General features: G+C 64.4%; 33 protein-coding genes. 27 read left to right on the forward strand and 6 right to left on the reverse strand.

From position 1 onward, the window contains the following. The first annotated feature begins 56 nt into the window (after positions 1-56). The 5 genes from ACHL_RS20420 (at position 57) to ACHL_RS20440 (ending at position 3,940) form a co-directional block, all read left to right on the forward strand. Positions 57-842: a hypothetical protein gene (locus tag ACHL_RS20420; RefSeq protein WP_139187319.1), complete on the forward strand. Its 786-nt coding sequence runs from the start codon at positions 57-59 to the stop codon at positions 840-842. Positions 843-1,329: 487 nt separating this feature from the next. Next, positions 1,330-1,785, forward strand: a complete 456-nt coding sequence (locus tag ACHL_RS23540; RefSeq protein ID WP_012623015.1) for a GNAT family N-acetyltransferase — start codon at positions 1,330-1,332, stop codon at positions 1,783-1,785. A 50-nt stretch (positions 1,786-1,835) separates the two neighbouring features. Further along, positions 1,836-2,468: a hypothetical protein gene (locus tag ACHL_RS20430; protein ID WP_012623016.1), complete on the forward strand. Its 633-nt coding sequence runs from the start codon at positions 1,836-1,838 to the stop codon at positions 2,466-2,468. A gap of 58 nt (positions 2,469-2,526) precedes the next feature. Further along, positions 2,527-3,567 (forward strand): DUF559 domain-containing protein, encoded by a 1,041-nt coding sequence (locus ACHL_RS20435; RefSeq protein ID WP_012623017.1) that lies wholly within the window; start codon positions 2,527-2,529, stop codon positions 3,565-3,567. Between the two features lie 100 nt (positions 3,568-3,667). Next, positions 3,668-3,940 carry a hypothetical protein gene (locus ACHL_RS20440; RefSeq protein WP_043795152.1) on the forward strand — a complete coding sequence of 91 codons (273 nt, stop codon included), beginning with the start codon at positions 3,668-3,670 and terminating at the stop codon, positions 3,938-3,940. Positions 3,941-3,990: 50 nt separating this feature from the next. Here the strand turns inward: ACHL_RS20440 and ACHL_RS20445 are convergent, their stop codons facing one another. Further along, the gene (locus tag ACHL_RS20445; RefSeq protein ID WP_012623019.1) at positions 3,991-4,839 is read right to left on the reverse strand and encodes a hypothetical protein; all 849 of its coding nucleotides are present in this window, start codon (positions 4,837-4,839) and stop codon (positions 3,991-3,993) included. A gap of 178 nt (positions 4,840-5,017) precedes the next feature. Here ACHL_RS20445 and ACHL_RS20450 point away from each other — a divergent pair, with 178 nt between their 5' ends. From ACHL_RS20450 to ACHL_RS20495, 10 genes are all read left to right on the forward strand, one after another. Further along, positions 5,018-6,046, forward strand: coding sequence for a hypothetical protein (locus ACHL_RS20450; RefSeq protein ID WP_012623020.1), 1,029 nt, complete (start codon positions 5,018-5,020; stop codon positions 6,044-6,046). A gap of 189 nt (positions 6,047-6,235) precedes the next feature. Then, complete coding sequence (locus ACHL_RS20455; RefSeq protein WP_012623021.1) at positions 6,236-6,751, forward strand: helicase associated domain-containing protein; 516 nt, start codon at positions 6,236-6,238, stop codon at positions 6,749-6,751. 8 nt (positions 6,752-6,759) lie between these two features. Then, positions 6,760-7,287: a hypothetical protein gene (locus tag ACHL_RS20460; protein ID WP_012623022.1), complete on the forward strand. Its 528-nt coding sequence runs from the start codon at positions 6,760-6,762 to the stop codon at positions 7,285-7,287. A gap of 92 nt (positions 7,288-7,379) precedes the next feature. After that, on the forward strand, positions 7,380-8,114 hold the full coding sequence (locus ACHL_RS20465) for an HNH endonuclease family protein (RefSeq protein ID WP_012623023.1): 735 nt from the start codon (positions 7,380-7,382) through the stop codon (positions 8,112-8,114). Between the two features lie 45 nt (positions 8,115-8,159). Beyond that, positions 8,160-9,107, forward strand: coding sequence for a hypothetical protein (locus ACHL_RS20470; RefSeq protein WP_012623024.1), 948 nt, complete (start codon positions 8,160-8,162; stop codon positions 9,105-9,107). Positions 9,108-9,146: 39 nt separating this feature from the next. Then, complete coding sequence (locus tag ACHL_RS20475) at positions 9,147-9,797, forward strand: hypothetical protein (protein ID WP_012623025.1); 651 nt, start codon at positions 9,147-9,149, stop codon at positions 9,795-9,797. Positions 9,798-9,883: 86 nt separating this feature from the next. After that, a complete protein-coding gene (locus tag ACHL_RS20480) occupies positions 9,884-10,369 on the forward strand; it encodes a hypothetical protein (RefSeq protein WP_012623026.1) in 486 nt (161 codons plus the stop codon). Positions 10,370-10,441: 72 nt separating this feature from the next. Next, the gene (locus ACHL_RS20485; RefSeq protein ID WP_012623027.1) at positions 10,442-12,010 is read left to right on the forward strand and encodes a TM0106 family RecB-like putative nuclease; all 1,569 of its coding nucleotides are present in this window, start codon (positions 10,442-10,444) and stop codon (positions 12,008-12,010) included. Between the two features lie 135 nt (positions 12,011-12,145). Continuing rightward, complete coding sequence (locus ACHL_RS24855; RefSeq protein WP_012623028.1) at positions 12,146-12,274, forward strand: hypothetical protein; 129 nt, start codon at positions 12,146-12,148, stop codon at positions 12,272-12,274. Next, complete coding sequence (locus tag ACHL_RS20495; protein ID WP_012623029.1) at positions 12,271-12,645, forward strand: type II toxin-antitoxin system death-on-curing family toxin; 375 nt, start codon at positions 12,271-12,273, stop codon at positions 12,643-12,645. The genes ACHL_RS24855 and ACHL_RS20495 overlap by 4 nt, the downstream gene beginning before the upstream one ends. A 5-nt stretch (positions 12,646-12,650) precedes the next feature. Here ACHL_RS20495 and ACHL_RS20500 read toward each other — a convergent pair whose 3' ends face one another. Next, a complete protein-coding gene (locus tag ACHL_RS20500) occupies positions 12,651-13,463 on the reverse strand; it encodes a hypothetical protein (protein ID WP_012623030.1) in 813 nt (270 codons plus the stop codon). Between the two features lie 109 nt (positions 13,464-13,572). Here ACHL_RS20500 and ACHL_RS20505 point away from each other — a divergent pair, with 109 nt between their 5' ends. Next, complete coding sequence (locus ACHL_RS20505) at positions 13,573-14,037, forward strand: peptidase associated/transthyretin-like domain-containing protein (protein WP_139187322.1); 465 nt, start codon at positions 13,573-13,575, stop codon at positions 14,035-14,037. Here the strand turns inward: ACHL_RS20505 and ACHL_RS20510 are convergent. Further along, entirely contained in the window at positions 14,027-14,521 is a 495-nt protein-coding gene (locus ACHL_RS20510; RefSeq protein ID WP_012623032.1) for a Panacea domain-containing protein, read from the reverse strand. The genes ACHL_RS20505 and ACHL_RS20510 overlap by 11 nt on opposite strands. A gap of 396 nt (positions 14,522-14,917) precedes the next feature. Here ACHL_RS20510 and ACHL_RS20515 point away from each other — a divergent pair, with 396 nt between their 5' ends. Further along, positions 14,918-15,286, forward strand: a complete 369-nt coding sequence (locus ACHL_RS20515; RefSeq protein ID WP_139187323.1) for a hypothetical protein — start codon at positions 14,918-14,920, stop codon at positions 15,284-15,286. A gap of 203 nt (positions 15,287-15,489) precedes the next feature. Then, positions 15,490-16,662, forward strand: coding sequence for a LysM peptidoglycan-binding domain-containing protein (locus tag ACHL_RS20520; protein ID WP_012623034.1), 1,173 nt, complete (start codon positions 15,490-15,492; stop codon positions 16,660-16,662). A 115-nt stretch (positions 16,663-16,777) separates the two neighbouring features. On the opposite strand, the gene ACHL_RS24580 is transcribed toward ACHL_RS20520, so the two are convergent. Next, positions 16,778-17,059, reverse strand: a complete 282-nt coding sequence (locus ACHL_RS24580) for a hypothetical protein (protein WP_043795012.1) — start codon at positions 17,057-17,059, stop codon at positions 16,778-16,780. Between the two features lie 69 nt (positions 17,060-17,128). Here ACHL_RS24580 and ACHL_RS23545 point away from each other — a divergent pair, with 69 nt between their 5' ends. The 3 genes from ACHL_RS23545 to ACHL_RS20540 all read left to right on the forward strand — a co-directional run bounded on the left by ACHL_RS23545 (position 17,129) and on the right by ACHL_RS20540 (position 18,939). Then, the gene (locus ACHL_RS23545; RefSeq protein WP_050767205.1) at positions 17,129-18,181 is read left to right on the forward strand and encodes a TM2 domain-containing protein; all 1,053 of its coding nucleotides are present in this window, start codon (positions 17,129-17,131) and stop codon (positions 18,179-18,181) included. Between the two features lie 108 nt (positions 18,182-18,289). Next, the gene (locus ACHL_RS20535; protein WP_043795013.1) at positions 18,290-18,568 is read left to right on the forward strand and encodes a hypothetical protein; all 279 of its coding nucleotides are present in this window, start codon (positions 18,290-18,292) and stop codon (positions 18,566-18,568) included. Continuing rightward, a complete protein-coding gene (locus tag ACHL_RS20540) occupies positions 18,565-18,939 on the forward strand; it encodes a hypothetical protein (protein ID WP_012623037.1) in 375 nt (124 codons plus the stop codon). Before ACHL_RS20535 ends, ACHL_RS20540 begins: the two co-directional genes overlap by 4 nt. A gap of 252 nt (positions 18,940-19,191) precedes the next feature. Here ACHL_RS20540 and ACHL_RS20545 read toward each other — a convergent pair whose 3' ends face one another. Both ACHL_RS20545 and ACHL_RS20550 read right to left on the reverse strand, forming a co-directional pair. Continuing rightward, positions 19,192-19,545: a hypothetical protein gene (locus ACHL_RS20545; RefSeq protein ID WP_012623038.1), complete on the reverse strand. Its 354-nt coding sequence runs from the start codon at positions 19,543-19,545 to the stop codon at positions 19,192-19,194. A 2-nt stretch (positions 19,546-19,547) separates the two neighbouring features. Further along, positions 19,548-19,742, reverse strand: a complete 195-nt coding sequence (locus ACHL_RS20550; protein WP_012623039.1) for a hypothetical protein — start codon at positions 19,740-19,742, stop codon at positions 19,548-19,550. 131 nt (positions 19,743-19,873) lie between these two features. Here ACHL_RS20550 and ACHL_RS20555 point away from each other — a divergent pair, with 131 nt between their 5' ends. From ACHL_RS20555 to ACHL_RS20580, 6 genes are all read left to right on the forward strand, one after another. Beyond that, positions 19,874-20,632, forward strand: coding sequence for a PspA/IM30 family protein (locus tag ACHL_RS20555; protein WP_012623040.1), 759 nt, complete (start codon positions 19,874-19,876; stop codon positions 20,630-20,632). A gap of 67 nt (positions 20,633-20,699) precedes the next feature. Beyond that, a complete protein-coding gene (locus ACHL_RS20560) occupies positions 20,700-21,605 on the forward strand; it encodes a hypothetical protein (RefSeq protein ID WP_012623041.1) in 906 nt (301 codons plus the stop codon). 12 nt (positions 21,606-21,617) lie between these two features. Beyond that, positions 21,618-23,039 carry a hypothetical protein gene (locus tag ACHL_RS20565; protein WP_012623042.1) on the forward strand — a complete coding sequence of 474 codons (1,422 nt, stop codon included), beginning with the start codon at positions 21,618-21,620 and terminating at the stop codon, positions 23,037-23,039. Further along, positions 23,036-24,013, forward strand: a complete 978-nt coding sequence (locus tag ACHL_RS20570; protein WP_012623043.1) for an endonuclease/exonuclease/phosphatase family protein — start codon at positions 23,036-23,038, stop codon at positions 24,011-24,013. Before ACHL_RS20565 ends, ACHL_RS20570 begins: the two co-directional genes overlap by 4 nt. A gap of 325 nt (positions 24,014-24,338) precedes the next feature. Next, entirely contained in the window at positions 24,339-24,533 is a 195-nt protein-coding gene (locus tag ACHL_RS20575) for a hypothetical protein (RefSeq protein WP_012623045.1), read from the forward strand. After that, entirely contained in the window at positions 24,530-25,123 is a 594-nt protein-coding gene (locus ACHL_RS20580; protein ID WP_012623046.1) for a 3'-5' exonuclease, read from the forward strand. Before ACHL_RS20575 ends, ACHL_RS20580 begins: the two co-directional genes overlap by 4 nt. The last annotated feature ends 27 nt before the right edge of the window (positions 25,124-25,150 follow it).

Below are 25,150 nucleotides of genomic sequence, written 5' to 3' on the forward strand. Positions count from 1 at the left end.
GTTCGTGCGCCCGAGGCTGGGTGAGCCGCATCGTTCCCTCCGCACACATAGTCCCCATGGAACCCATCATCTGGTTGAGCTTTGACGACAAGCTGCCCGTACCCGCCCTTGCAGATCACTTCGCACTGCCCCGCGAATCGGTCATTGACCTGTTTGAGCGCGGCCGTACGCAGTCGCAGCTCCACTGGGAGAAGAACGGTGTTTGGGTCCGGCCTGAGGACGAGCACACTTGGGACCAAGCTGATTTCATCGACCGCATCGAGATCGAGGGCGGGGAGTTCTACGACTTCACCGGGGGTCTCTTCGAGTTCAATAACGACACCGACCAGATGCTCGAGCTGGGCTACAGGGCGTATTTCGTCCCGGGCGGTGGCATCGTCGTGGAGAACCCTGATACTCGGCCGGCCCTGGCGGCCAAGCGCTTCATCGACGACCTCTCCGGCATCTTCGGCAAGTACGCGCCGGAGCGTCTGAACTCCTTTGCAGAGTACGCGGACGCGGTGCCGAACTTGGAGCGCGCCTTCGCCTTCGCAGGCGTTGAGCGCCACGAGCGCGAGAAGCGGGAACTGGTCGCCACCCTCGTCGATGCTTACCTTTCCACCCGTGCAGCATCCCTTCCGACCGAAGGCACCGTCCGAGCCGACGAAATGCCGGTCAATACCGTCCTTGAAGCCGTGGACGTCCGCTGGTGGTCCCACAGCCCGGAGCGCGAGGTCTTCGTCGCCACGGACATCAGGCCCGCCGAGCACGGCATGTTGGCCGTGACGTTCTCCACCAAGTACGGTATCGAACGCACCCGCCTTGTCCGCCCGGACCGGCGATTCCTGGTGGCACGGGCATGAGCATTGAGGTGTTCGGCCCTGGGACTGCCGCCAATGAGAGTGTGCGCGGTAAAGTTCCCACGATTCTCCGCCCGACCAAGGGCAGAGTCCGGCTCTGGCTCCCCTTCAAAGCGAGCGGAGCGCATAACCGAGACTGGATAAAGTCGGGCTTTGGCACCGGAGCTAGCTTGCGTCCCCAACTGATCCAGCCGAACAACGTCTGGACCATCGGTCGGAATCATCTGGCCTTGGCGGTGGACGAAGTTGCGGACCAGTGCGGGTTCGTGGATGTCTACCTTCAGTTCGAGGAGAAACAGAGATGCAATGACAGCTGCCTGAATGCGGTGCTGGACGAGTGCGTTTGTTCCTGCCTCGGCGTAAATCACGGCGGCGGCCTGTATCCAGGTCGGAGAATTCGGAGCATGCGGATAGCGAACGGGGTCACTGAGGTTGTCACGCGAGTCAGTCGCGGAGCCTCTTGGTCGCCGGCGAGAAGAGTGGTGGCGCAATGGTAGTTCTGACCCTCATCAAACTGAAGCCAGACCCCTCTGGCAACGTCATCTACAAGCCGTTCAGCGAATCGGACGACTTCTCCGCCGACTGGTGGGAGGATACGATCTACGGTTTCGAGCCCAGCCAGCATTTCTACGCCTTCTTTGACGGCCAGAACGAAGTGGTCCGGGTGGAGATCGAACTCCAGGACGCCCTCAACGCGGGGTACGAGCAACCGGGGCACCCCGGACCATACGCCGTCATCCACTTCTTCGAGGTCTCGGAGGACCACCGCCGCCGGGGTCTTGGAACCGATGCCGTTCAGCTGATCGCAGACCGCTACGGGGGCACGCCGCTGGTGGCCTTCTCCGCAGGCGCCGACGAGTTCTGGGGTTCCCTGGGCTGGGAACGCTACGAGCACACCACGGAGCCGGGCCACTCACACCCGATGTTCGTCAGCGATCCCGAGTAGCCCGCTCCGATAACCTGTAGAGACACCTGCTCATCAATTGGGGGATTCCGATGAAGCGCCTTGCCACCGTACTGTTTGCCGTGCCGTTGCTGCTGACGGGCTGCGTCGTACCGTTCGGCGGCGCCACTCCAACGGTCACCAGCAATCCGCCAGCCGGGGCGAAGATCTTCTCGACACTGGACGAAGCCGGCATCGAGAAGATCAAGGCCTCAAAGTCGGCGCGTCTGGACATGACGACGGGGTACCTGCGGAAGTCGGGCGTTGGCTTGGAGGACGGATCCCCTGAGGCCCCGGATGTCCACATTAGCGATGGGCTCATGGACCTCGTCATTGAAGCGCCATACACAGACATCACTGCACGAACGGATCGCCTCCGCCTGAACGGTTTGAATAAACGGGCCGACTTCAGTGAGGTCACCTACTTCCTCACCGCCGGCAGCCGGGACGACTACTTCGCCCTGATCCGTGACGGGGTGGACCGCTACGGGATCGACCACGAATCGGCAGAGATGGTGATCGAATCGATCTCCAGAGACCCGGAGGATAAGACCGAATTCGCCATCGCCCCGGGCACCTCGACCGGGTTGCAGGTCACTTATGACCTACGCTACGACGGCGCCAAAGACGTACAGGTCATCATCGTGCACGTCAACGGGCTGCCGACCACCGGACGCTCATCGTGACAAGCTCCCCGGGCCGGTAGATTGCCCTGAGGAGCATCGGAATCCTGGAGGGGGAGCAGTGCCCAAAATCGTCGCCAAGAAGCCGTGGACACCGCCAGAGCCTTCCACGCCCATCGGGGACCTGGCGCCTGGCAACTCCGAGTCCTCGAAGCTGGAGGAGAAGTTCCGGGCCGCCCTGATCACGGCGGGCATCAGCCTCCACGAGGAGCGGCTCGGGATCCAGTGCGGGTACGACAAGGCCCGAACCAGATACCCCGTTTTGACCCCTGACTTCGTTGTTACTGACGCCAGGGTTTGCATTGAGGTCGACCCTGAGAGAACCCACGAGGGCCGGGAGGACCAGGACCGGACACGGAACGCCTTGCTGGCGGACGCGGGTTGGAAGGTCGTGCGGGCCCGTCTGGGCGGGTTGGAGGCGATAGGGGAGTGGGATGTCGTCTCGGAGTCCGGGAGCTACACGGTAGCCGCTGGTACCGCATTGGCAGATGCCGTGCGCGACGCTGTCGCCGGCCGGCCCGGCAAGGTCCGGACCATCACCCGCAAGCCGCAGGCACCGCGGAAGAAGTCCCGGCTGGGAGCCATCCGGGAGGACGAGTACCAGTACCGGGTCCACAGGACGAAGTGGACGCTGGAGGACGGGGAGGTCGCTGATCTGGCCATCGTCGACGGCCGCTACTTGGCCCGAAGCATGAAGTGGGAGTTCCCCCGGTTCATCCGCCACCTCGACCTCCAGGGGGCACCCAAAGAGGACTGGCGAACTATCCTGGAGCCGCTGCTCGAGACTATGCAGCCGTCCGAATTCGTGCCATTTTCGACCTTCCCCTGGGGTGACTCACTGTTCATTGGCCCACAGGCAGGCAAAATTCGGTTCAGAGAGAAGTTCGGTCCCTACGAGCCCGGGTGGTCAGGCACGACGAATCTGGAAGGCGCCGCGGAGTACGACGAAGCGATCATCCAGGACGAAAGTGGCGCTGTCCTGGCCGAGCTGCACGCCGAAGCCATCGCCCTCGGATGGGAGATTTCGAGCATCATCCCCCGGACCGGGCGCCATGGTGATTACCAGGAAATGGAACTGGTCAGGAAAGACTTCAAGGGCTAACCCGTGCTGTAGCTCTCGGCCTCTCCCGGGAATAGGGCGGCTCGAAATTGCCTTGTTGATGGTGGGCCTCAAGTCACTGAGCACCCTTCGAAAGGACCCCTTGCCTACAGCTTTTATCCCGTTCACCATGCACGCCTCAGCCCGTGAAGACCGCCGGCCGGTCTTCCGCACGGACATCGAGCGGCTCAGTTCAGCCCACCGCCATTGGGCTCCCCTGGATGTCCTGAAGTCAACGAACACCCAGGCCGTTTTCCGCGGCGCCGTTCCGAAAGGTGCCCACACGGCCACGGATGCTGGCCTTGCCCGGTACCTTCAGGACCGGCTCGCCAAAGAAGACATCCTCTTGGATCTCAGCGTCACCATCGAGCGGTAGACACGACGAAGCCCCGGACCACGAGGTCCGGGGCTTTTCTGTGCCTGGGGCTACAACCGGAACGTCGGTTCGGCGTGCTGGTAGGAGGCGAAGCTGCCTCTGTTGGACGCTGCGGTAGTCTTGCCACGGCCCGCGGCGGCCGTTGCCTTGGTCATCCGGTTCTGGATCTTCCGCTGCGCATCCCACAGCTCCTGCTGCAGCTTGGACAGCTCGGCGCGGGTGACGCGGTTTCCCTTCGAGTCGGTGTACTCCTGACAGTGCGAAGGCTCCTGTGCGGCACCGATCGGTCCGTACGCCGTCGTGACGTATTGGCCCCGGTCCGTTTCCTCATCGTTGAGCTCGTTGTCGCCGTGGAAGATCCCGCCGGTGCCGCGGGTCCATTTGACCGTTTGGAGCTTGGCGAACAGGGCAGTACCGGCGGGGGAGTTGCGCGCCTTCGCGATGACGTCCCGGTACTGGCCGGTGTCGAAGCTGACCTTGTTGGAGTCCTTGTCGAAGGTGATGCTTCCTTCCCCGGCCGGGAACTCTGTGGTCCGGTTGGTCGGGAACGGAATGTCGGATTTGAGGACCCTTGCCGGCGGCTGGCCTCGGTACAAGGTCAGCCGGGTGTCCAGATCGTCGACGAGCTGTTCGGCGTGAGGGGTGATGGACCGGGAACCCCAGCTGCGACGTGCGCTGTCGATCGCGTGCCGGCGGGCGTCGATCATCTTCCTCCGGGCAGCCTCGTAGGCCGCCGGGTCGGTCTGCTCCTTGCGGGTCAGCCCCTTCCAGAACGACTGGGTCTCGTCGAAGACCCGGCTCTGGTGCTCGTGCTCTGCCTTCTGCGCAGCCTGGCGGGCGGCAGCGAATTCGGCGGACGGGAGGATGATTTCCCCGTGTTCGGTTTCCCAGTGGCCCATCGTGTTCCTTTCAGTACGTTCACCCTGGTTGTGTGCGGCGGTGATCGGCCCAGGAGAGTCCGCACACAGCTGACGTCAAGAAGCGTGCACGAGAAGCTGGACTGGGGGCCTCGGTCTCGGCAGTATCCAAGTCGGTCCTCCGCACGCAGTCCGCCCGATAACCTGCTTCGCCGCACACATGTCTGACGTGACCAAAAACGTAGAGAACCGCGCCCGCGTGCAGGCCGGAGTCAGGACGGGCGGCCAGTTCGCCGCCGAAATGCACTCTGAGCCCACCGGGATCACCCTGACAGTGGGGCCCTCGCCGCTGGACAAGACAGCCGTCGGCGTCGTCGGCGCACTGGTGCGTGCCCGTTCCGCCATCGAGATGGGCACATGGCAGCGGCGCCAGGACAAGGGCCGGTACGGGTACGAGCACGAAGCCCCCGACCCAGTGCCCGAGGTTCTGGTCGAACTGGACCGCCGCGCCAAGGCCTTCGAGACCCTGCCACGGGATGAGCAGGACGCCGTGCTCGACCAGCTGGAGATGACAGGAACCAGGTACCTGCTCGAACCCGGCCAGCAGCTAGGCAACGAGAAGGTGCGGGTCGCAGACGACCTGGACACCAGCGGCAACACCGGGCTCGCCCTGGTCGCACAGAAGGTCGTCGCCGACGCCGGGATCCCCGGCACCGTTACCCTGACCGAAATCGGCGACCGCACCAGCTTTACCGTCGAGGAAGGAGACATCAGGCACACCATCAGCATCGGAGCCAACTCGCTGTCCCTCTCGGCCACACCGGGGGACGAGGAAGACTACCGCCGCGGTGACTGGTTTGACCGGGCCCACACCAGCTCCACTGGCGGCTACGTGTTCGAACCAGCCAGGGCCGAGGACCTGCGCAGGCAATACGAGTCCCACTGCGAATACGCCGCAATGATGGATGTGGTCGCCGACTCCTCGTTCCAGGACGCGGAAAGCTACCTGGGCGAACTGGACCGCAGCGCACGAACCGCCGAACTCCGGGCTGACGGTGCTGAATACCTGCTGGACGTCTCCGGGGAAGAACCGACGCTCAAGACGGATGACGGGAAGCCGCTGCACCCCTCCATGGTCCGTGGGTTCCTGAATCACATGGCCACGCAGACCGGCCATCCGGACGGGGACACCCTCGCCTCTGACCTTCGCGAAGTGTTCCGGGAAACAGACCGCCGCCTCATCACGTAAACGGCAGCCCTGGGCCGCGGGCATTCAGCGCCGGCGGCCAGGGAGAGCCAGAGTCCTTGGGGCGGGCCGGAACGGAGACCAGAACCCCCATGTCCGCACACATATTCGGACGTGACCACTGAGCCTCAGCCTCTCCTGCCGACCGGCGCCCGAACCGACGCCTGCTTCAATGGCCGACATGCTGCCCTGATGGCATTCATGGACGAGAAGGGCAAGCGACCGCATCCCAAATCCAGCGACCACGCCGAGCGGGCACTGGGATGCTGGTTCCTCCGGCAGCGCCAGATGAGGGAAAAGGGACAGCTCAACCCTGAGCGGACGAAGCTGCTGGACGATGCTCAGAACGCGTGGTTGCAGCTGCCCGGTCCGGTTCCCCGGGTCCTCTCAGAGGGAGAGTTCAGCGGCTACGCGCGGCGGGTCGTCTCCTTCTACCAGAAGCACGACCGTCTCCCCGGGTACACGGACCCGAAGGAAAGTACTGACTATCAGGCCCTCCAGATCGTTCGGCGCCACTACCGTCAGGGCATGCTGTCCCGGGCTGAGCAAAAGGCCCTCCGCCCTATCCCCGGCGCCCTGAAGGTGACCCGCAAGGACCCTTTGCGCGCCTTGCCGAGCTTCAGGCCTGGTGCGCAAAACACGGGCGCCTTCCCCGACACACCCTCAGGGGTAAGACAGGCCCGGAAGATGACATCGAAGCGGGTCTAGGACAGTGGATGTACCGCCACGTCAACCGGCGGCACGAACCACTGGAGACCGCCGAGACGATCCACATCCGGGACAGCATCATCGCCCTGCAGGATGCCTACCCGGCCACCGGAAAAGTCATTGAGGAGGTCAGGGCGGCCGCCGTCGTGGACTTCATCGAAAAGAACGGCAGGCTGCCCCAGGTGCGCCGCGAACACGAGCTGTACCAGCATGCCTTTGCGATCCGCACCCGGTACCGCCACGGCGGCGCGTTCAGGCCGGCCACCATGCGGCTGCTGGAGCTGACTCAGGACCTGCCAAACCATCTCGAAAGCCAGTGGGACGCAGACTTCCAGCGGCTGTCCGTGTTCGTTGGCAGCCGCCACCATCTTCCCGCGGCCGCCGAGAAACCGGGTCGGGGACGTCCCTCAGTGGATCACCAGCTCGCCAAATGGATCACCCAGGAGACGGGGGACAAGGCAACAGTGTGGGACCCGGCCAGGCGGTCGAAACTCTTCACGCTTATCAGTTCAGTGGATCTGCCCGTGGCCGCCTAGCTCCCGCCACGCGGAACGGCCACGACGTGTCTTCCTGGAGCATGCCCAGCGCACGGGTAGCGTGAATGATCCCGCCGCACACATGAAGGACCATGAACATCACACGCTCCGCCGTCACCAAGTCCCTGACCATCATCGCCAGCCTGTTCCTGGCCGGTTCCCTGGCGAGCTGCGATGCTGCAGCCCAAGCCGGAACCAACGTCGCGGAATCGGTCAAGAGCGCAACGAGCAGCACCGAGGCTCCGGCCACCGGGTCCTCCAACCCGGCAGAGGCTGCCACCGCCCTGGCCCAGCTCGAGACCATCCCGGTCAAGGGCAAGGCTCCGAAGACCGGCTACAGCCGTGATCAGTTCGGAGCAGCATGGTCGGACGTGGACCACAACGGCTGCGACACCCGCAACGACATCCTCCGCCGCGACCTGACCGATCTTACGGTCAAGCCGGGCACCAAAAACTGCGTCATCGCCTCCGGCAAACTGGCCGACAAGTACACCGGCAAAACCATCAACTTCACCCGCGGCGAGAACTCGTCCGACGTTCAGATAGATCACGTTATCCCCTTGAGTTTGGCGTGGCAGACCGGTGCCCAGCAGATCAGCGCCGACCAGCGTCTGCAGCTCGCCAACGACCCGCTGAACCTCATGGCCGCAGACGGCCCAGCCAATCAACAGAAGAGCGACAGTTCGGCCGACGCGTGGCTGCCGAGCAACAAGGCGTTCCGCTGCGAATACGTCGCACGTCAGACTGCCGTGAAGGCCAAGTACCGACTGTGGGTCACTCAGGCCGAACACGACGCCATCGCCGGAATCCTGGCCACATGCAAGTAGCCTTCCGCGTCAGCGCCCGATCCCACCGCCATCAGGAGGCAGTACATGCTCGCGGACAACATTCTTGAGCTGGTAGCCCGAATCCAGCCGATCCTGTCACTCATCGGGATATTGCTCGTCGTATGGGCTGTCGCGAAATTCGCCTTCAGGTCAGCCCGTGGCGAGAGCCCGGCCGGTATCTGGGGTCAGCTTGTCATGGGGCTCGTCATGATCGTGGTCCCGATGACCCTTCCTGTTGTGGCGAACGCCCTCAATGGAGGTCTTGGCGAGGGAGAGCAGGTCCAGGAAGCACCAGCCCATGAGCAGCCCGCGGAGTCTTCACCGGCCACCCCGGCCGACCTGTCGTGGATTCCAGCCCTGCTGGTCGGTATCGGGGTCCTGGCTGCCCTCGCTGCCATCGGCGTGGGCCTGTTCCACTACTACAGCAAGTCGTTGCGCCCAGCGATGCGGAAGAGCAGGTCGGAGGCCCTTACCGCCGCCACGCTGGTCGCAGAGGCGCGTAAGACGCTGGCAGGAGTCATCCTCGACTCCGCCAGTTACGAGACAGACCTGGCGAAGCAGATCGACTATCCAATAATGACCGACGTGTCCGAGCCGCTGGTTGGCAAGTACGTGCGGGAAATGCGCCACGCCCAGGAACTGGAGCGGGCCCTGATGAAGAAGCCCCCGCTGGCCGACGCAGAGCGATTCAGCAGCACGGTCACCGGCTTGAAGGTCAGCTACGAAGCTGCCGTCAGGAGGGCCGAGAAGATCCGCTGGTCCAGCTTCACCGCATCTGAACAGAAGCGGCTGAAGGACGCCCGGACTGCCCTTGACCTGATCCAGGATGCCTCCACGACGCCTGAGCAGCGGAATGCCCAGTACCGACGGATCGCCAAACTGCTCGACGGACTCATCGTCCTCACCGCCCCGGTCCGCCAGTCACTCGCCGCCTGGGTGCCGATGCTGGCATTGGAGGGCCCGGTCGATCCGCAGGAGACACTGCCCCACTAGCTTCTGAGCGTGGACGCATGTCGACATTAGGATGAGGCCATGTGGGACTCGGCTGCGCAAGTATCAGTGCTGGTAGCCCTGATCGGTGTTATCAGCGCACTGTCCGTCGCCCTGCTTTCCAAACGCCACCAGCGGGAGCACCAGCAACGGGAGTCCATGCTGAAACCCTCGGAAGAGTTCGCCCGGAAGGCTATCGAAGCTCTGGCGGCCTTGAGGTACATCAACCCGCCTTCAATAGACCCGGAACCGCACCAGGTGCACCGGAATGAATCGCTCTTGACCGACAAAGAGGAGCGCGCCAAACGGATCGAGCGCTGCGAAGCGGCCATTGATGCGGCACGGGCCATCCGCGCGCCCATGCGGCTTGTGTTTCATCCTGAATCGGCGGCGGCGGAGTCGGCCGTGTACGTGATCCGGGAACTCCGTCAGTGCCTGGAAGCCGCCACCAAGTATTACCGGGGCGCGGATCTGTCCGGTTCCTCAGCGCCCTGGAGAGAAGGCGAAGGGCAGACCCTGCGTAACGACTACCTTGCGCAACGAAGACTTGTTTACGACGACCTCGACGTGCTCATCAACGACGTCGCCGCCCGGATGAGTCGGCCTCTTCGCAAACACACGCGTTTCCCGCGACAGGCGCGTCCGCCAGGGTGGAATCCTCCCCGCGGGCCGGAGGAGCGGCCGGACGCGTAGGACCTCGCGCTCTTTTGTCACACCCTGCTCGTAACATCTGCCTCGACTGGGACCCCAACAGTCGCCGGCGGTGGAAAGGGTACGAAATGAGCGAGTACGGCCATCCTGAGGCAACCATTCCGCCGCCGGCTTTCCCCATCCCGGCCTCCCTGCCGGCGGCCCCCTCACAACTCCCGGCACAGACTTCAAAGGCGAAGTCGGTGCTGCGGATTTCCGCAGGGGTGACCTCCATCGCCGTCGGCTTTTGGGGCGGCAGTGCCGCACTGGCCCTGCATTCGATGAGCACCCTGCTCGGCCCACGCTTCGCCTGGCTGGGCTTCCTGCTCGGCTTCGCAGCGCTCTGCAGCGTGGTCACCGGCTTTATCGAAATCGTCCGGCACCACCTGAAAGACCTTCGCGTCCCGTCCTTATCGATCGCGTTCGCCGCGGTCAACGTCCTGGGCTACGTGGCCGTGTTTGTCGCATTCCCGATCGCCACACCCATGCTCGGCGGTCTCGTCGCCTCCGCACTGGGCATCGTCCTGGTCTCCCTGACGATGATCTTCGACGCCTGGCCGGCCACAGCCCCCTGAGCCCAACCGACCCGGAAGCTCCGGGCCTACGCATGAGAACCAGTAAGCAGTATCGATTGACCGGAGGCGCAAGTGTTTTTCCTACCCAGCACTGATCGGACAGGCCAGGATGAACTGATCCTGTCGGCCAGTGACATCGTTGCCGGCTCGACTTGCGAATTCGCAGCCGTCCGCAAACTGGACGTCCTACTGAACCGGGTCCCGGCGCTGGTGGTTGAAGCTGACGCGATGGCGGACCTGACTGCTGCCCTTGGCGACAAGCACGAAGCCAAGGTGCTGGGCCTGCTCCGGGAGGAGTTCGGCCCCTCCAGGGTCTACGAGGTCGGGCCGCCGCGGACCTTCGACCGTTCCGGGCTTGAAGCCAGGCACCGGGAAACGATCCAGGCCCTACGCGACGGCTTCGACGTCATCTTCCAGGGCTCCTTCTTTGCCGACGGCTTCCACGGCCGCGCCGACTTCCTGATCCTGCAGGAGGACGGCACCTACGCTGTGTTCGACACCAAGCTGGCCCGCAGCGCCAAAGCGGAGGCCCTGCTGCAGCTCGCCGCGTATGCCGACCAGCTCCGCAGCGCCGGGGTCCCGGTTCACCGTGACGGCCACCTGATCCTGGGCACCAACGAGACCACCAGCCACCCGCTGCCAGAGAGCGTGCCCCTGTTCTACGCGGCCCGGGACCGGCTCCGTGCGGTCCTGGAAGCGCACCGCCTGGCCTCCTTGCCCTCGGCCTGGGGTGACCCACGGTGGCTGGCGTGCCTGAAATGCCCTGACTGCAAGGCCGAGATGGAAGCCGCCGATGACCTGATGCTGGTGCGCCGGATGAACAAGTCGCGCCGCGCCAAGCTCATGGAAGCCGGCATCAGGACGAAGGCCATGTTCGCCGCGGCCGACCTGCCCGACGTCGGCATCAAGATGGACCCGCTCTGGTTCGAGCTGCAGGACCAGGCACGGTTGCAGTGCGGCCTGGGGGACATCGATGGAACCATCAACGGCGTCTCCTACAAGGTTCTGCCCAACCCGGCCGTCATCGCCATGCCCAAGCCGAGTGCCGGCGACATCTTCTTCGACTTCGAAGGGGACCCGCTCTGGCAGGACCCGGCAACGGGGGAGTGGGGCATCGAGTACCTGTTCGGCCTGGTCGAGCACTCCGCTGACGGGCACGACTTCATCACCTTCACCGCGCACAGCCTGGAGGAAGAACGCCAGGCGCTCATCGACTTCATGGACCACGTCGCCGAACGCCGCGCTGCCTACCCGGACCTGCACATCTTCCACTACGCCCAGTACGAGGTCAGCGCCCTGCGCAAGCTGGCCCGCCGGCACGGGGTCATGGTCGATGAGGTGGAGGAACTCGTGGAGACCGGGGTGATGTTCGACCTCTACGAAACCGTCAAGGGCTCCGTGCGGATCTCGGACCGGTCCTTCAGCATCAAGAAACTGGAGCCGCTGTACATGCCGGCTGGCCGGATCGGGGTCACGAACGCGGTGGACTCCATGGTCCAGTACAGCGTCTACCGTGATGCCGTCGACTCCGGGCAGGAGCAGGCTGCCCTTACCATTTTTCGGTCAATTTCCGAATATAACCACTACGACTGCATCAGTACCTGGAAGCTTCGGGACTGGCTGCTGAACCTCACCCGGTAACCGCGCTTGCTTGCTGCTGCTGCTGCTGCTGCTGCTGCTGCGCTGCTGCTGCGTTCTGTTCCGTTCTACCTGAAAGAAGCCGCGTCACAGATCATGTGGCGCGGCTTTTGCGTGCCTCCGCACACATGGCCCAGTATGAACCCCATGCACCTGGACGACGAGACAGAGCCGACTGCGGAAGAACGCAAGGCAGATCTTGAGACCGGCTTCCAGTTCGTCCTGACCCACGACGCCGAACTGCTGAAGCGGCTGGAGGACGCGTGACCTCGCACCTGACTGTTGACGAGGCCAAGCGCTTCCTGGGCCGCTACGGATTCTTCGTCCGCGACGAGGGTCTGCTGGCTGCAGCGGTAACCCGCCCCGGAACCTCCATCATGGGTCAGGACGCCTTCGTCTCCCTGGAGCTGAAGGCCGCGGTGCTGCTTGGGTCCGCCGCCCGGAACCACCCACTGGTGGACGGCAACAAGCGCACCTCCTGGACGCTCATGGTGCTCTTCCTGTGGCTGAACGGCTACCAGCACGACTTCGACACGGACTCTGCTTTCGACCTGGTGGTCGGCGTCGCTGCGGGGCGCCTTTCCCTGGAAGAGTCCAGCGCCCGAATCGCTGACCACATGGTGCCCCGGGAGAGCTAATGAGGCTAGTGAGGGACCCGGCGCAGATCCCACAGGCGCCAGGCCTCGCTGGTCATCATGGTCGCCGCGCCCACCGACTTTCCGAGCTCCTCGGCGGAGGTAGTGAAGCTGCGGAGCTCGCCGTCCGCGGTCTTGGTCTTCTCGGTCTTGCGTACGAACACCGGCCATGACCGGCCGTGGGCTGCGGCGCTGGCGACACGCCACTCGTAGGCCAGGGCGAAGCGCATCCACTGGTCATCGACCGAGGCGGTGCTGGTTAGATGGGCGGCGGCTTCCCGCATCATGGTGGTGGCGTCCGAGTCGATCTTGGGCAACCCTTTCCGCAGCTCCCGGATGCGCATGATTTGTTTAGTCAGCTTGTCGGCCTGGCCGTTCAAATCTGTCATGAATTCCTGGCTGAAGTTGGCCTTGGCGTATTCGTCTTTCGCGTAGTCCCAAAGGAATGCCCTGTGCTTTGACCTCTCGTCCTCTGCAATGGACAGCGCCCGGGCCCTTCGGGTCTCGCGGTTGCCGCTCAGCACCCATACGGCCTGGGAAGCACCAAGCAGGGCGGCGCGAGTCGGGGTGAAGAGGGACGTGGGCCGCATATTCAGTTCTTCCCGCGCCAGGTCCGTCATGAGGGCCAGATGGTCAACGGCGGAGAGCAGCCCAGACCACGCTGCCGTCCGGACGGGGGCGGTGACGAGCCCCTTGTCGTCCCCGGCCAGGGAGCTTCCCGGTGTGACCGCATCCGGGGTTGCCAGCCGCTTTTCCCAGCTGCGGGCAGCGCCGAAGCACCTCTCCAGCCTGGCCATCCACAGGGTTTCGCTGTCGTCCATCCCCTGAACCTATAACGCCGGCCGGGTGCGGTCCGACAGGGGCGGTGCGTTCCTCTACGCATGTTCCGTAATGGAGGCATCGACCGGTGAATCCGACGAAAGGTATCCCGTGAAAAAGACTGTCCTTGCCGTTGTGCTGACGGCTGCCGCTCTCCTCTCGGCAGGCTGTGCCAGCGAACCGATTCCGGGCGCGATCGTCCAGCAGGAGGCCCAGGGCAAAGCCGGCCAGGCTGCCGGTCCGGTGGACGCCATGGCGTCAGCCAAGGCACGGATTGAGGCGAAGGCGTACGCATCGCCCGTCGTCGCCGAGCACGAGTCGATGATGGCCGGTCAGGACTGGACCGTGACCGGAGGAGGCTGGACGCCGGGTGCGGCAGTAACCGTCACCCTCACTTCGGCTGACGGAACCGCCGTCGGAACCGGAGCCAAGGCTGTTGCCGACGCCGAAGGGCACATCGACAGCGTCATCACGATTCCGGAGGGCACGGCCACGGGCACTTACACCCTTGCCGCCGCAACTCCGACGGACACCAAGGGCGCGCACACCGCGAAGGTCAATATCTTCAGCAGCTAGAACCCTCGGCAGGATCCGCGCCCCCTACGGGCTCACCGTCCAGCTCAAGGTAGAACGACTGCATCCGGTCCACCTGGATGAGGCGTCCACGCTTGCCCGGCTGGGTCCCTGACCAGGCGCTCCGCCACGGGTCTTCGTTCTTGACGATGCTGCTCAGCTCGAAGGGCTGGAGGCTACCGTAGGCCTTGACGACACTGTCGATGCTCTCGTTCTCGTCCTCGGTGAAGACGCCCGGATTCCCTGGCACCTCACTGATGGTGAAGGTGCCCGCATGCGAGGAATGAAGGTCAGGGTTCACAGGTCCGGTGCCCCAGGCGTAGAAGTCGGCGTCGGCGAGCAGCCGGTCCTCCCAAACCAAGTGCCACGCCTGGCAGTAGTACGCCAACCGGTGCAGGGCCACGGTCGTGGTTTCCCCGGTGCGGGCGAGGATGGCGGCGGCCAGGTCGAAGATGGTGGCGGGTGGGCCGCTTCCGAGACTGGCCAAGCGACGGCACTGGCCTCTTCCGGTCTTGCCACTGCGACCATGTCAGCCCCGCAACGAGCACCGTGTCCGGGAGCCCGGCGCCGATCTCCAGGGCAGTCTGCAGGTCCCGCAGGCATAGGCGGGGGAAGTCGGCATCCTGTTCGTGCTCCGGGTAGTCGTACTGCCAGTCCGTGCCGTTCCAGATCTGGCCGTGGCTGAGCAGCGCCCAAAGGTCTGGTCCGCGCCGCTGCACCCGCACGCAGAACGAGATGATGTTGCGGGTATCGATGTCGGTCCCCGTCGGAGTGAGGGTGTATTCAGTGACAAGTGAAGGCAGGTCCATGCGCGTCATGTGTACGGACCGGGACACGCTGCTCTTCGGGAAGGGCGGCCGCCGCGGTCTACGCATGTTCAGGAATGACCGCACCAGCCCTGGAGGCCCGATTGCTGTACCCCATTCTCACCATCGCCTGCGGCTCCATCATGGTGATCCTCTCGGGCCTGTCCTTGTTCCGGTGTCTGCGTGATGGCGGTATCTTCATCAACCAGGCCCGGTTTCTCGCTTCCGGAATCCTGCTGATCCTGCACTTTCCGCTGACCCGCTTCCTGGACGGACTGATCCTGCCCTGGCTCGAGAAGGTCGGCGCCGTTGAGGGCAACGTCCCTGCCGCCTACTGGATCTCAGTGGTCCTCATCGTTGCCGTCCAGCTGATCATCCTGCCCACGGGGCGGGAGCTCTACGGGGCCTACATGGCTGACCGCCTCGCGCGTAGGGCCGGCGCCTGACCCCAAGGGGTTAATCCGGAGGTGAAATGAGCCCCGGTGAGGGGAAACGCCGATTCCGCACACATATTCTCAGTTGCCCCCGCAGCTGCGGCGGACGACTGCCCAGACCACCGCCGGATTTGACCGTCGGTGGTCTTTCACTGCCCTGGCCGGGACGGATCCTCAGGGGGACACCGCCGGCCTGACACGTTTGAGGAAGTTCTATGAGTAATCCCGTCCGCCGTCTGAGCGCCGCCGTCACCGCCGGCACCATGTCTGCCGTCGTTCTGTCCAGCATGATCAGCGGCACTGCAGCGTACGCCGCGGCCCCAGCCGCCTATCATGCCCCTATGGAGGTCTCCTCATCGGGAACCTACACCGTCCGCTCCGGCGACACGCTGAGCGGGATTGCCGCCCGGCACGGCGTAAGCCTCGCTGCCGTCTTCGCGGCCAACAACATGAACAAGCGGACGATCATCTACCCGGGCCAGAAGATCAAGATCGGCCCGGCCACTCCCGCGTCGACTCCAGTCGCACCTAAGCCGGAACCGACACCTGCGGCGCCCGCTACTGCAGCCAGCCATATCGTTAAGTCCGGGGACACGCTCAGCGCGATCGCCGCCAGATACGGCGTCAGCCTCGCCTCGGTCCTCGCGGCCAACAACCTGCAGATGCGCTCCATCATCTACCCGGGCCAAAAGATCCTGCTGGCAGCCCCGTCAGCACCCGCCCCCGCTGCGCAGCCCGCACCTGCAACTCCCGCCGCCCCGGCGCCCGCGGCCACCACCCCGGTCACGGCAGGGACCTACACCGTGAAGGCAGGCGACACCCTGTCCAAGATCGCCAGTGCCCACAGTGTCAGCCTCTCCGCCGTGCTGCAAGCCAACGGGATGACCCTCAAGACGGTCATCTACCCTGGCCAGAGGATCAAGACCGGGACCCCCACCTCTACGCCCGCCCCGGCTCCCGTGCCGGCCCCGGCGCCTCAGGCCACCGCGGCGAGCCCCTCATCGGCACAGCTGAAAACCATGGTTGCCGACACCGCGCGCCGCATGGGTGTCGATCCGTCCCTGGCGCTGGCATTCGCCATGCAGGAATCTGGATTCCGCCAGAACGTCACCTCCTCGGCCGGGGCCATCGGCACCATGCAGGTCATGCCCACCTCGGGCGAGTGGGCCTCCCAGCTCGTCGGCCGTCAGCTGGACCTGCACAACGCCCAGGACAACATCACCGCCGGCGTCGCCATCATCGCAGCGCTCGTGAAGACCAGCCCGACCAAGGACATCGCCGTCGCCTCCTACTACCAGGGGCAGTACTCCGTGATTAACCGCGGCATGTACGAGGACACCAAGGCTTACGTGGCTTCAGTTCTCCGCCACCAGAAGAGCTTCCAGTAGCAGCAGCGGGCCCGTGCCGGAGTTCCCTGCAGGGGCCTGCTGCTTCAAGCGACGTTGCCGGGCTATGCTGCGGGGAGAGGGAAGGCCAACGCCGCACACATGCGGAAGTATGACCTCAACTCTGGGCATGGACCATCCATTTACCGACCTCGTCGTGGACCACCTCGAAGGTAACAAGGTCGCTGGAGGGGTTCCTCTCGGGCCGGGCCTGCAGCTGCCACACGGCGACGTCGATGCGCCGGGCTTCTCCTTGCCTCCCCATGCGCAGGTCAGTTTCCCACCAGGAGCGTCGTTCGAACCAGCGGACCGGCTCGGCGCCGACGACCCAGGTGCGCCCATCCAGCTCAAACGAAACAGGAACGCCCTCCGCGTTCAGAGTGATGACAATTTCCTTCACGCTGCGGAGACGACCCCTACGACAGGTGCAGCCCCGCTGACCCGGCGCGCACTCCGCGACGCCCGGACCGTGGAGCAGCCAGTCATCAGGGCCGCCACCCACGAGGTTTCAATCCTTGACCTGCCGGACCCGGAGTCATTCATCGCGGCCGAACTGTCCGCCGGAGAACAGCCGGCACCCGGCACCCGCACGCTGGCGTCTCCGGCCGGGGTTGAACCTGAGGCATCCGAAGAAGCAGACGCGGTAAGTGCCGCGCTTGCCGCCGACCTCGAAGCGGCCCTGAACGCCGCCCTGGAGGAGGAACCCCCGGCGGGACGCCAGCCCCAAGCGGGCGGCCCGTCCCACCGGCAGCAACGGTTGACGATGGCCATGGCGCTGGCCAACGACGAACCCGTCGACCACCTGCCTGCGCTGCCGCCGTTGCCGACGGCGGGCTCAGAATACGCTTCCATGCTGGCATCCTACGGCGCGTTCCCGCCGCTCCTTCCACCCGCCCGTGACTTCCGGATCCCGTTGCTCCTGTCCGTGCTCCTTGGGCTGGTTGGGGCAGACCGCTTCTATGAGCGGAAGTACCTCAGCGGTGCCCTGAAGCTGGTCACCTTCGGCGGCCTGGGCATCTGGTGGGTCGCGGACATCATCCTGATCCTGACCGGCAAGGCAGAGGACAGATCCGGCAGGCCCTTCACCGGGGCAAGGAAACACCGCGCAATCTCATGGACCCTGGTTGCTGCACTGTTCGCAGGACTCGTCCCCGTTGCGGTGACCACCGCAGCTCCCGCCGTTACCGGAGGCACCGGCGCCATCGGCGAGCTGCTCTTCCCGAAACCCGAGCCGGTCCCGTCTTGGGCTGTCGTTGCAGAGGTCGCCGGCCAAACCGAACCAACGGTCCTGGACATCACCGGGGACCGCCTGCGCCTGAGCTACAACTTCGCTGCCCCCGCCTACGTGTACCTTCAGAAGGTCGGAAGCACCCCCGTGCCGGCACAAACCGTCCTCCTCACTGACACTCCTGCGAAGGGCCAGAAAGACGTGGAGGTCACGCCGGGACGGTACCAGGTGATCGTCCGGACCGACGGAACGTCCTGGACGGTGAAGGCTGAGGAGTGGGGCGTCCACGGCTGATGTTCCGGTGCTGGTCCCATCAGCGGCGCACGCTCCGTGATCTCATTTGGATGCATGATGGAGAGAGGACCGGGAAGAGTGAGAGTTCCCGCCGCACACATTGAGGGCATGACCAAGAACCGTGAAGACCTCCATATGGAGTCCATCGTCAATGATGCGATCGCCAACTACCTGGAAGACCGGAAGCTGACCGGCGCCGCTCCGTTCGAGAAACAGTCGCCCGCTGAATTGGACCGGCTGCGCCGCGTGTTCCTGCCCGTAATCTGGAGCGCCCTGCCGTCCATCCTGACGCAGCTGAACGCCAAGAAGGTCGCGGCGGAGGAGACCCAGGAGGAAATCCTCGCTGACTTCAAGGTCCCCGACTCGCTTGAAGGGCTGATCCTGTGAGACGGGATCTTATTGAAAGCGGCATCGCCAAAGCGCTGGATGGCTACACCGTCACCGTTCGGGGCATGAGCGAGGATCTGGACGCCGGTGTGGCTTCCGTAGCCAACCGCGGCGCCGTGCAACTCCGCATCGAGGCCCCTAGCGGCTTCGTACTGGAACTGGAGCTGCCAGGCGCTGAAGCCGAGAAGATCGTGCGGCCCCTTGTCGCAGGCGCTGTCGAACATGAGACGGACGCGGACGTGGCCCGCCGCTACCTGCGGGATCATTCGGAGCACATGTACCCCTATCAGATCGAGAGCCTCAAGAAGCAGGCCGGAATGAAGTTCGACCAGGCGATTCTGGATGAAGCCATGAAGGCATCCGAGGGCTGACCTTGAGATAACTACGCATGTTCCCTTGTGTGGTTCACACAGAAAAGCCGGACGTGGCAGATTGGCCTCTACGCGTCCGGCTTTTTGCTTGCCTGTACCCAGTCAGTGAGAAGCCGGGCCTGGTGCAACATGATCTGGCACCTGACCCGGCTCTGGCATCACCCAATACCACTCCCCGACACGAGCAACATTAACAGATTCTTTCGGTCCTGTATGCATATTGCTCAATGAATCAGGGATGGATTGTGCAATTCACACGGTGATTCGCAGGAATTGGTCCGGATCGAGCTCGCCCAGGAGCTCCGCCCTGAACCCGGCGACACCATAAAACCTGTCGTTGGCGAACAGGAGCATGATCTCGGGCGAGAAGATAACGGTGAGGCGGAACACTGTCATGGCTGCCCCGCCGACACCGCCGAAGGGACCGGCTGTGGACCCGAACCAACTGTTCACCGAATAGACGCTGTTGAGGGCAAACGGGTCAAAGCCGTTCGGAAGGTTGTCCGGTTCAAGTTCAGCGAGCACCTCTGCAGTGCGTTCAATGACAGCCGGCGTCAGCAGGGCATTGATGGACTCGTCGATAATCGTCGTCTTTGCGCTGTTCATGATTAGGCGGCCTGAAGCTGGCGGCTGAAAACGGCGTACGGCTCCTCCAACGGGAAATCCGCGCCAACGATCTGCGTCACCAGCAGCTGGTTCGCCGACCCGGCGGGGATGGCTTCAACCTTGGCGCCGACTTTCAGCCCTTCTTGCTGGTCATAGAAGTCAGCTTCGACAACGGTGTAGGTCTTGGGTGCAGCCATGGGAGGTCTCCTTCAATAGGGTTCTGCTGTCGACCCCAATGTGTGCGGACATCGGCGACGGCATCACCGGAGCGTGATCCCGGGCGTGCCGCACACATGATCACCGAATGTCCGTCCCAGAGAAAGAACCCATGAAGCAGAGTATTTTCGGCCGCGTCGCACAGCTCGCCAAGGCCAACATCAACGACCTCCTGGACCGAGCCGAGGATCCGCAGAAGATGCTGGACCAGATGGTCCGGGACTACTCAGAGAACATCTCCGAGGCGGAATCCGCGGTCGCCCAGACCATCGGGAACCTCCGCATGCTGGAAGAGGAACACACCCGGAACGTTGCAGACGCCAACGAATGGGGACGCAAGGCTTTGGCGGCGTCCCGTAAGGCAGATGAGTTCCGTGCGGCAGGAAACACCGGGGACGCCCAGAAGTTCGACAACCTCGCCAAGGTCGCCCTCCAGCGTCAGATGAACGCCGAGAAGCTGGCCGCCGATGCCGCGCCGGGACTGGCCGCGCAGAACGAGGTGGTGGACAAGCTCAAGGGCGGGTTGGACTCAATGAAGGGCAAGCTCACCGAGCTGACCTCCAAGCGGAACGAGCTTGTGGCCCGCTCTCGGACCGCAGCGGCGCAATCCCAGGTCCATGAAGCACTCAAAGGCTTGGACGTCGCCGATCCCACCAGCGCGCTGGGACGATTTGAAGAGCGCATCCGCCGGGAAGAAGCCACCGTCCGCGGCCAGCAGGAACTCGCCTCCAACAGCCTGGAAGCACAGTTCGCCTCCCTGGAAGATCTCGGCGAGCAGACCGAAGTTGAGGCCCGCCTGGCCGCCCTGAAGAACGCCGGCGCCCCGAAGCAGATCGAGTCCAGCATCGACTGGCTGCCAGCCGACCGCTAACCACCATGCAGGCCCCGGAAAAGTCCGGGGCCTGCACTGTTTCGCGACAGCCGCACACCTACCAGGCATGACTGTTATCCCCCTGAACCGCCAGCCCAAAGGTGTGCCCGTCGGCGGCCAGTTCGCCGCTACCGCCCACGCCGAACCCTCCCTGAGCCTCGCGGCCGCAAGCCACGGCCGGCACGCCGCCCCGACCTCCAGCAACCGGCACGTTCCCGAGTCGCTGCGCATGGCGCACTTCCAGGATGAACGCCTGGTCCCGGACCTGGAGTGGGCCATCGAATGCAGCCTCAAGGGCGATGCCATGGACGCTGACTACTACTGCGAGTCCTTCAGTGACCACGTCCCGCACCTGCAGGTTGAGGAAGCTTACGGCTACTTCAACAAGGCACGTACTGAAGCCATCAACGGTGAGGACTGGAAGGCCACCATCGCCGAGGCTGCCGCGGCCGACACAGCCCGCCACCCCGGCGGCGCGCTGAAGGAGGGCTACGTCCCGCCTGTTCTGGAACACCAGCCCGGCTACCAGCAGGGGACCCTGACCACCGGATCGAAGTACACCGGCTACCGCAACGCCACAGACATCTGCAAGGACATCCGCGCTGAACTCAAGGCGGCGACCGAGGCCAACTACCTGCCGGCCGGGCTGAAGTATTCAGTCACCAACGAGAAGTACTCCGGCGGGCAGTCCATCAACGTCAGCATCCAGGGCGTGACGGACGCAGACCGGCTCGACCCGACAGAACTGGATCACCGCGGCGACCACAAGCCGATGAAGGAAGCCGTCGAGCTGCAGAAGCGGGTAGAGGCCATCACCAACGCCTACAACCGCACCAACATCGACAGCCAGTCCGACTACTACAACGTCGCTTACTGGGGCCGCGCAGAAATCGAAACCGACCGTTCCCGCCAGTTCCGTGAAGACGAAGCAGCCAAGCGCAAAGCCGCCCGCGACGCCAAGCAGACCCGCTAGAAGGAACCAGCCATGACCAGCATCATCGCCCGCCAGCCGAAAGGCATTACCGTCGGCGGCCAGTTCGCCGCCACCGAGCACAGCGAATCCTTCGTGACCCTCGGGCCCCTGGACGGGGGGCATCTGAGCGAAGAGAGCATCCTCGACGCCGTCTCCCGCCATGAAGGTCCTGGCGCCGTTCCCGGAGTCCGTCGGCGCATCGCCGAAACCACTACCGAGGGCGGCCGCGAACTGTTCCTGCAGCGCTGCGACGCCCTGTACAACCCGGACTCCGAGTACGTCATCGACCGGTCCGTGTACGGGCCAACCCCAGAACACTGCGATGCCCTCGCCGCTCTCGGATACACGTCCGTGAACCAGTTCTCCCGGGACAGGACGAAGAACTTCCGCGGCGTCGGCTCTCTGATCGACAGCGGGATCGGACCGGAGCGCCTGGAAGTGCTCGGCAAGCTCAGCGCCCACGAGAGCCAGTGGTCGGCATGGGAGAAGGCCGCCTACCTGAACTCACCGCTGGAAGACCTGGACGGCGTTGTCGAGAACAAGGACCTGTCCCGGGTCGGGCAGTACCTGGCCACGGTTGATCTGCTCGGCGATGAGGCGAAGTCCGCGCGGGCCCGCAAGGCGCTGGAGATGAAGATCGGGGACCGGGCCCTGATTGAAGCGGACGAATACCCGCTCGAAGACCTCGCCGACCTTCGCGACGCTCTGCCGGAAAGCAAGCGCTACCCCGCCAATATCCTCCGGCTCGCCCTCAGGGGGATCGATGGGCCGCGCCTGCGGACCTACGGCACCAAGGCCTGCGAAACCTACACCGGCCGGCAACTCGACGAAGCGCTGGTTGCCCCTAAAACCATTCGGTCCTTCCTCGCCGCAGGCTTCGATCCAAGGCTTGATGATATGAAGGTCCTGCGAGACGCAGGCTACACCTCCGGTAACGACCTGAAGGCAGCCAGCAAGGTTCTGCGGACCACCGATGTGAAGGTCCTGGCGGAGGCGCGGAAACACGCGACAGGCGCGCAGATGGCCACCTTCGCCGCGAACACCCGCGATCAACTCCGCTTCGATGACCCCCAGGCGATCGGCCGACTGACCAAACTCGGGATCGACAGCCCCGACCAGCTGCGGCCCTGGGCCGCGTCCATCCATGCGCGGGCCAACACCTTCATCGACCGGGACCAGAGCGTCCTGGCCATCTACGCCGACATCATCAAGGCTGGCGTCACCCCGGAACGTCTTGGTGCGCTGACCCGCGCCGGAATCCCCGTCACAGAGGCCGCCAAGCACAAGGACACCAAAGACCCGTGGGCCGCCGGCCAGAAGTACCGCGCCGCATGGGATGCCGACCAGGCCAGCAAGGCCGCCCGCCACTGGGTGAACGAACCCGCACAGTGGGCCTTCACGGAAGAGAACTACCTCGACGGAGTGACTGAATGAGCCCCGTAACATCCCGTATCCCGGCAGAGCACCAGCTGCGCGTCACCACACTGAACATCAACCACGCCCCCGATGAACTTGAGCGCCGGACCGGTCTCGCCTGCGACGAACTCAGCGCCCTCCTCCCTGCAGTTCTGTGTCTACAGGAGGTCCGGTTCGAAGTGGACGGGGGCTCATTCCAGCTGGACACCATTGCGGCGGAAACAGGCCTTGCCGTCGTCTCCGCCCGGGCCCAGCATCCCACCCGCGACGGGGCCCTGTCCGGGAACGCGATCCTGTCCCACCTCCCCGCAATCGAGGCAGGTTCCATTGTTCTGGGCACGCCGGACTGCCAGCTCACCCGCGCCGACTACGCGGTCCTTGAGGCAACCACTGGCCAAACGCTCATTGTCGTCTCGGCCCACCTGGCCTGGGGCGGTGACCAGGAAGGCACCCGCCTCATCCAGATGACAGCCATCGACAACCGGGTACGGACCCTCATGGGCCGCTACCAGGACCAGAACCCCGTCGCCATCCTCGCCGGCGACTTCAACACTCTCCCAACCAGTGACACCAACCGGTACCTCAACGGCCAGGGCACCGGTGCCAACGACGGCTACACCTTCTGGACCGAAGCGTTCGCCGTGGTCGGCAACCCCGAGGAGGCGGCCACCGTCGCCGCCGGCAACTACTGGGCACAGCAGACCGCCCGCAGCGTCGGTATCGAATTCCCCGAAATGCTCCCCGACCGCCGCATCGACTACGTCTGGACCTACGGCTGGGCGTACGGCAGGCCCGGGTGCCCGGTGGCCATGCAGCGCTCCTTCACGGACACGACCCGCTACGGCTACCCGGCCTCAGACCACTACGGGCTCACCGTCGACTTCTGGATGCCACCGGTCCTTGCCCAGGTCCCCGCTGTGCTGGCCAGTGCCAGCGATGACTCATTGATAGGCCGGCTTCTGCTGCTGGAAGAGGCAAAGATGCCGGCGTAAGTCGCACTGGACGCAACGCCTCAAGGAGCGTCGTGGTCTTCCACCAGGCAGATCCAGCGGGAGACATCATCGTGATAGAGGAAGAACTCAGGGTCGCCGGCGACGCTGACTCCTTTCCGATATAGGCCCATTTTGAGGTACACGTGGGGACCCCAGAAGCAGCCGGCTCATTCGTGTACCAGCGGCTCGCTCCCGCGCCTACGGCCTGCGTGGACGTTCCCGATGACGCTTTTCTGATTCGCCGCACACATGGGGTGCAACGGGCCCCTGGAGTGTTCACCCACCTCCTCGGGCCCGCACCCAATTTCCCTCCCAGGAGCACCCCATGGCATCGAATGTCCTCACCAACGCCCAGCTTCTTGAATCGGCGGATGTCATCGCCAGGCTGCGTGAATTTGCCGTCCGCATCGGCGAACGCCACGGCCAGGACGCCCAGGTCCTGACCGCCGGGATGGTCCAGGCTGTTCTGGATGATGAGCCGGAAAAGCTCGCGGACCTGGAAACGGCGGCCGGCCTGTGATCCCAGGATTGGACTTCGTCGCCATCGATTTTGAGCTCGCCAACGCCAAGCACTCATCCATCTGCCAGATCGGACTCGTGAAGGTCCGCGACGGGGTGCTCGGCAAGACCCACACGCATTTCGTGATGCCCCCGGCAGGCCAGCAGAACTTTGGCCATCGGCAGATTGCCGTGCACGGCATCACCCGGCGCATGATCGACGGTGCCGACGGCTGGGACCTGATGCTGCCACGGCTTGAGGCCTTCACAGGAGACCTGCCACTGGTGGCCCATAACGTCGTCGCCGAGCGGTCCATGATCCGCCAGACAACTGAAGCGATCGGCCTCACCCCGCCGCCCTTCACGTTCTACTGCACGCAGCGCGCGGCGCAGCTGCACCTTCCCGGCCAGGAGTCGTACCGGCTCAACATGCTCGTTGAGAGCCTCGGCCTTCCGCCGCTGCAGCACCACGACGCCGGGGAAGACGCCGCCGCTGCAGCTCACCTGGCCGTCCGTCTCTCGGAGCTGAGCGGGATCTCCGATGTGCACGCGCTCTTCCCGGCCATGAAGCCATCTCCATCAGCTAACAGGGCATCGAAAAAGTCGGACTGACGGCAGGACGCATCAGCTGTTAGGTCT

The organism is Pseudarthrobacter chlorophenolicus A6, from assembly GCF_000022025.1.
GTDB lineage: Bacteria > Actinomycetota > Actinomycetes > Actinomycetales > Micrococcaceae > Arthrobacter > Arthrobacter chlorophenolicus.

Coding starts and splice junctions, on each gene's coding strand:
- ACHL_RS20420 (WP_139187319.1), top strand. CDS start 57: ATGGAACCCATCATCTGGTTGAGCTTTGACGACAAGCTGCCCGTACCC.
- ACHL_RS23540 (WP_012623015.1), top strand. CDS start 1,330: ATGGTAGTTCTGACCCTCATCAAACTGAAGCCAGACCCCTCTGGCAAC.
- ACHL_RS20430 (WP_012623016.1), top strand. CDS start 1,836: ATGAAGCGCCTTGCCACCGTACTGTTTGCCGTGCCGTTGCTGCTGACG.
- ACHL_RS20445 (WP_012623019.1), bottom strand. CDS start 4,839: ATGGGCCACTGGGAAACCGAACACGGGGAAATCATCCTCCCGTCCGCC.
- ACHL_RS20450 (WP_012623020.1), top strand. CDS start 5,018: ATGTCTGACGTGACCAAAAACGTAGAGAACCGCGCCCGCGTGCAGGCC.
- ACHL_RS20455 (WP_012623021.1), top strand. CDS start 6,236: ATGGCATTCATGGACGAGAAGGGCAAGCGACCGCATCCCAAATCCAGC.
- ACHL_RS20460 (WP_012623022.1), top strand. CDS start 6,760: ATGTACCGCCACGTCAACCGGCGGCACGAACCACTGGAGACCGCCGAG.
- ACHL_RS20465 (WP_012623023.1), top strand. CDS start 7,380: ATGAACATCACACGCTCCGCCGTCACCAAGTCCCTGACCATCATCGCC.
- ACHL_RS20470 (WP_012623024.1), top strand. CDS start 8,160: ATGCTCGCGGACAACATTCTTGAGCTGGTAGCCCGAATCCAGCCGATC.
- ACHL_RS20475 (WP_012623025.1), top strand. CDS start 9,147: ATGTGGGACTCGGCTGCGCAAGTATCAGTGCTGGTAGCCCTGATCGGT.
- ACHL_RS20480 (WP_012623026.1), top strand. CDS start 9,884: ATGAGCGAGTACGGCCATCCTGAGGCAACCATTCCGCCGCCGGCTTTC.
- ACHL_RS24855 (WP_012623028.1), top strand. CDS start 12,146: ATGAACCCCATGCACCTGGACGACGAGACAGAGCCGACTGCGGAAGAA.
- ACHL_RS20500 (WP_012623030.1), bottom strand. CDS start 13,463: ATGGACGACAGCGAAACCCTGTGGATGGCCAGGCTGGAGAGGTGCTTC.
- ACHL_RS20515 (WP_139187323.1), top strand. CDS start 14,918: ATGACCGCACCAGCCCTGGAGGCCCGATTGCTGTACCCCATTCTCACC.
- ACHL_RS20520 (WP_012623034.1), top strand. CDS start 15,490: ATGAGTAATCCCGTCCGCCGTCTGAGCGCCGCCGTCACCGCCGGCACC.
- ACHL_RS20535 (WP_043795013.1), top strand. CDS start 18,290: ATGACCAAGAACCGTGAAGACCTCCATATGGAGTCCATCGTCAATGAT.
- ACHL_RS20545 (WP_012623038.1), bottom strand. CDS start 19,545: ATGAACAGCGCAAAGACGACGATTATCGACGAGTCCATCAATGCCCTG.
- ACHL_RS20550 (WP_012623039.1), bottom strand. CDS start 19,742: ATGGCTGCACCCAAGACCTACACCGTTGTCGAAGCTGACTTCTATGAC.
- ACHL_RS20555 (WP_012623040.1), top strand. CDS start 19,874: ATGAAGCAGAGTATTTTCGGCCGCGTCGCACAGCTCGCCAAGGCCAAC.
- ACHL_RS20560 (WP_012623041.1), top strand. CDS start 20,700: ATGACTGTTATCCCCCTGAACCGCCAGCCCAAAGGTGTGCCCGTCGGC.
- ACHL_RS20565 (WP_012623042.1), top strand. CDS start 21,618: ATGACCAGCATCATCGCCCGCCAGCCGAAAGGCATTACCGTCGGCGGC.
- ACHL_RS20570 (WP_012623043.1), top strand. CDS start 23,036: ATGAGCCCCGTAACATCCCGTATCCCGGCAGAGCACCAGCTGCGCGTC.
- ACHL_RS20575 (WP_012623045.1), top strand. CDS start 24,339: ATGGCATCGAATGTCCTCACCAACGCCCAGCTTCTTGAATCGGCGGAT.